Origin of the sequence: Niastella sp., assembly GCF_045805085.1 — a bacterium.
Lineage (GTDB): Bacteria > Bacteroidota > Bacteroidia > Chitinophagales > Chitinophagaceae > Niastella.
In genome coordinates, this window is the sequence record NZ_JBJMLX010000306.1 from 1 (window position 1) to 4,404 (window position 4,404).

Below are 4,404 nucleotides of genomic sequence, written 5' to 3' on the forward strand. Positions count from 1 at the left end.
AACAGGAAAAGAACTGGTGAGGTGGGCGTTTATCAATGTAAAAATCTCCCGGTGCATCGGGAGATTTTTTTTATTCCTGAAATTGTATGCGCTGATTTTTATTGGCCTACAGGTCCGTTTTTCCAGTACTTGATATTTTTCCAACGGGTTTCAGACCGGGAGCCTGAAATATTATACACACCACATTTAAAGTAATGGTTTGCCTTGCCGCGGTCTGCGTAAGTGCCTTTTAATGTGTTGTTCAGGTAAACATATATTTTGCCATTATCGGCATCGTGTTGCACGTTCACATGTATCCATTTGTTGTACGCGTTGGTCATGAGCGTTTCATTATCGTAGCGTTTGATGGTGCCACCGCTGGCAGCATGAATTTTAAGCATGATGGCGGTGGCATTGGTGACGCCGCCAAATACCTGCATAATGTCTGTGCCATCTGAGCCTGATACAATATATACGTCGCCTTCAAACTGGTGCCTGCCGGAGGTATAATCATTATTCATGCGTAATTCTGAGCGGGGGCCGGTAGTGCAACCCTGGAACTGGCATTCATCATCGGTATAGATCCAGAAATGATGTTCGCCGGAAGAATAACTATACCGGTCAGATTGAGGCAGGTTCCAGGGCGTTTGAACGCTGTAGGTGTAGGAGGTTTGCGTCCAGCCACTGGTAGGAGTGGCCTCGGTGCTGATTTGTCGGTCAGGTTCGGCAGCGCCGGTTGGTGTTGCTGATTTTTTGCAGGCGCCTGCTAATATAGTGAGCAGGATGGCGCATACAATTTTTGATGATAAGCGATTCATTTGGCAAGTTTTATTGATTAATGAATAGGATGATGTTATAAACGACATAATACCGCTCAGGTATAATGGCTGTTTACAACTGATTCCTATAAATTAGTGAATTTGCCATAAGGAAGAAGCTAGGCGATTGGCATATTGTTCGGTTAGGTTAGCAGGTAACTATAGTGCCTGATCATCCCAGGGGCTGTACGATCCTTCAGCTATAATTGTAATTCATACACGCTTTACCCGGGTTATTTAGCATTGTTTAGCAACGGATTGTATAAGGCTAACAAGCGTTATATATTTTTATTGTAATTTCAACGCTGTTCAGCAATTGGGAGAATGCGGCATATTGACTACGAACTACATACTGACCAGGTTCTGTTGCAACAGCTTTCGCAAAACGATCAGGCTGCCTTTACCGCCATTTACGAACGTTACTGGAAATTGCTTTTTCGCGAGGCTATGAACGTGCTTCGCTCCCAAAAAGAAGCAGAGGACTGCGTGCAGGAACTGTTTGTTTCCTTATGGAACCGCCGCCAAACCCTGTCGGTTACCACCCTGCGGGCTTATTTACAAACTGCCATCCGCTATCAATGTATCGACCGCATGGAGAAGGATATGATCCGTGGAGGTTACCTCGAAGATTTTACCACGTACATGGAGGCGAACCAAACCATGCCTTCCGTTGAAGAAGAGTTGTATGCCCGGGAACTGGCAGCCAGTATTGACCAGGTAATGGATAAAATGCCAGAAAAAATGCGGGAAGTGTTCCGCTTAAGCCGGCAGCAGCATTTAACGCACCGGGAGATCGCCCAGCGTTTGCAGATCTCTGAAGAAACGGTAAAAAAGCAGATCTATCTCGCCCTGAAAATACTCAAATCCAATCTGGGCAATGTTTCCCTCGCCATGCTCATCATGGCTACATTCGTGTATAAATAGCGCTGTAGATCATGGCGTTAATACAGACTTCATAATTTTTTTAAAAAAACTTCATTTTCTTCTACCACCTGCTTTCCTCTTTTCCGACTTATAGCTATCTGACCTGCCCGCCTGATTAAATTTCAACCTTACCTAAAACCTTGAATGAATTACCATGGATGCTAATCAATTCAGCGACCTGTTACAACGCTATCGCCTGGGTACCTGTTCTGAAGAAGAAAAAGAACGGGTAGAAGGGTGGTATAACGAACGGCGCAATGACCTATACAACCCGTTGACTGAAACCGAAGAAGAAATGGTGGGCGCAAGAATTTACAGCAACGTACAGGATGTGCTTACGGCAGCAACCGCTGAACGGGTAATTCCAATATGGCGTAAGAAACGCACAAGGTGGGTGGCGGCAGCTACTATGATCCTGATGGCCACCGCAGGCTATTTCTTATTGACCCATAAAGATCCGGTACCCGGAATTGTTCATACCCTTAAACCCGAAACACGACCCGTGATGCCGGGCGGGAATAAAGCGCTCTTAACCTTGGGAGACGGTTCTGTGATCGTGCTCGACAGTGCTGCCAATGGTGCCCTCAGCCAGCAGGGAAAAACCATCGTGCTGAAAAAGCAGGATGGACAGCTGATCTATCAATCCCGGCACAACGGTAATCAGGAGGCCGTTGCCTGGAATACGATCAGCACCCCGCGTGGTGGCCAGTATCAGGTGGTTTTGCCCGATGGCACCAAAGTATGGTTGAACGCGGTATCTTCTTTGCGCTTTCCCGCCGGTTTCACAGGTAAGGAACGGGTAGTTGAATTAACTGGTGAAGCTTATTTTGAAGTGAGCCACAACAATCAGCCTTTCATTGTTGAAATAATTTCTGCCGCAGGCAAACCAGGAGGCAACAGCGTAGAAGTGCTGGGGACCCATTTTAATATAAAAGCTTATGATGATGAACCTGCGATCAAAACAACCTTGCTGGAAGGGGCTGTGAAAGTTACCAAAGACGCTGCATCAGTTTTATTGAAGCCTGGAGAACAAACATCCATATCCCAGTCATCACAACCATCCCAACCCATCCCGGTTCAGACAGAGGAGGTGGTTGCCTGGAAAGATGGCCGCTTTGTTTTCAGCGAAGCCGGTGTGGAAACCGTAATGCGCGAAATAGCCAGGTGGTACGATGTGGAAATTGTGTATGCCGGTAAAGTGCCGGCAGAAAATTTTGAAGGCGAAATACCCCGCAACAGCAACATACAGGAAGTATTCAAAATACTGGAATTGAGTAATGTACATTGTAAAATAGAAGGAAGAAAAATAACAGTATTACCATGAAAGAAGCAAGACGCTAAACAACTGCCATGAACCGTGGATCTTATTCTATATAACTGCTAAACCCCATTGTTCATTAAAACCAAAACTGTCAAAAACATGAGAAAGACCTGATTTGACCGTACACACTGACTGCCAAAAAAAGGAAGCCGGAAGCGCTGGAACGCAACCGGCCGAATTTGGGCAAACTCTCTAAAAGCGTCGAAACTGTTATTTGTTTACCCAATTTTAAAAGTATGATTTTTACTAATCTTTACCAAGCTGTGCGCATACCACAGCGGGTAAAGTCCAAAACTATTCTGGTTATGAAGTTAACCGCTGTTTTCATATTGGCGGGCTTCTTACAGGTATCTGCGGCGGGTTTTTCACAAACGGTAACCGTTACTAAAGAGAATATTCCACTGCAGAAGCTTTTCCGGGAAATTAAAAAGCAAACAGGCTATGTGTTTTTTTACAACATGCGCCTGCTGCAGAAAACGCATCCCGTAAGCATAAATGTAAAGAACAAAGGCCTGAAAGAAGTACTTGACCTGGTTTTTGATGCGCAACCTGTAACCTACAGTATTGTGAACAAGACCATTGTGGTAAACGACAGGGCTCCGTTGCCTGTGCCTGCTGAAGTGAAGCAGGTTGATACGGTCCCTGCTGTGGAGATTCACGGTAAGGTGATCGATGGAGCATCAGGCACGCCGGTGGTGAGCGCCAACGTGTTGGTAAAAGGCGCCAAAGTGGGCGTCGTTACAGATGCGTCCGGTAGTTTCGTTATCAGGGCAAAACCGGGCGCTGTACTGATGATAAGCTTTGTGGGTTTCGAAAATATAGAACTAAAAGCAAAAGAAGGTGATCTGTTGGTAAAGCTAAAAGCCAAAGATCCCATGGCTGATGTAGTGATCACCGGTTACCAGCAGATCAGAAAAGAAAGTTTTACCGGTAATGCGGTTACAGTATCGGGTGATGAGTTGAAACGCGTGAATCCTACCAACATTTTACAAAGCATACAGGCTTATGACCCTTCTTTTCAGGTACAGCAGAATAATTTATTGGGCTCTAACCCCAATTCGCTGCCAAGAGTGAATGTGCGCGGATCAGCGTCTTTACCTGCCGGCGGCGATGTACTTACCCGTAACAACCTGGCCGGTAATGTTAACCTGCCGTTGTTTATCCTCGATGGTTTTGAAGTGAACGTTCAAAAGATGTTCGACCTCGATGTGAACCGCGTACAAACGATCACGCTCTTGAAAGACGCTGCCGCTACGGCAGTATATGGTTCGCGGGCGGCAAACGGGGTGTTGGTGATTACTACCAAAGCGCCCCAGGAAGGCAAGCTTCAACTGACCTATAATTATGATGGTACAGTATCGG

4 protein-coding genes are annotated in these 4,404 nt (G+C 45.9%); 3 read left to right on the plus strand and 1 reads right to left on the minus strand.

The window, feature by feature from the left end; translation table 11 throughout:
• Nucleotides 1–98 precede the first annotated feature (98 nt).
• On the minus strand, nucleotides 99–797 hold the full coding sequence (locus tag ACJ751_RS15750) for a polysaccharide lyase family 7 protein (RefSeq protein WP_407746457.1): 699 nt from the start codon (nucleotides 795–797) through the stop codon (nucleotides 99–101).
• A gap of 324 nt (nucleotides 798–1,121) precedes the next feature.
• Here ACJ751_RS15750 and ACJ751_RS15755 point away from each other — a divergent pair, with 324 nt between their 5' ends.
• The 3 genes from ACJ751_RS15755 to ACJ751_RS15765 all read left to right on the plus strand — a co-directional run.
• Nucleotides 1,122–1,721: an RNA polymerase sigma-70 factor gene (locus ACJ751_RS15755; RefSeq protein WP_407746458.1), complete on the plus strand. Its 600-nt coding sequence runs from the start codon at nucleotides 1,122–1,124 to the stop codon at nucleotides 1,719–1,721.
• A 154-nt stretch (nucleotides 1,722–1,875) separates the two neighbouring features.
• Nucleotides 1,876–3,045, plus strand: a complete 1,170-nt coding sequence (locus tag ACJ751_RS15760; protein ID WP_407746459.1) for a FecR family protein — start codon at nucleotides 1,876–1,878, stop codon at nucleotides 3,043–3,045.
• Nucleotides 3,046–3,347: 302 nt separating this feature from the next.
• Nucleotides 3,348–4,404 (plus strand): carboxypeptidase-like regulatory domain-containing protein (locus tag ACJ751_RS15765; RefSeq protein WP_407746460.1); only part of this gene is annotated, 1,057 nt, incomplete at its 3' end.

What these genes read in the sequence shown, in the direction of transcription:
- ACJ751_RS15750 (WP_407746457.1), bottom strand. Translation starts at nt 797, where the DNA reads ATGAATCGCTTATCATCAAAAATTGTATGCGCCATCCTGCTCACTATA.
- ACJ751_RS15755 (WP_407746458.1), top strand. Translation starts at nt 1,122, where the DNA reads ATGCGGCATATTGACTACGAACTACATACTGACCAGGTTCTGTTGCAA.
- ACJ751_RS15760 (WP_407746459.1), top strand. Translation starts at nt 1,876, where the DNA reads ATGGATGCTAATCAATTCAGCGACCTGTTACAACGCTATCGCCTGGGT.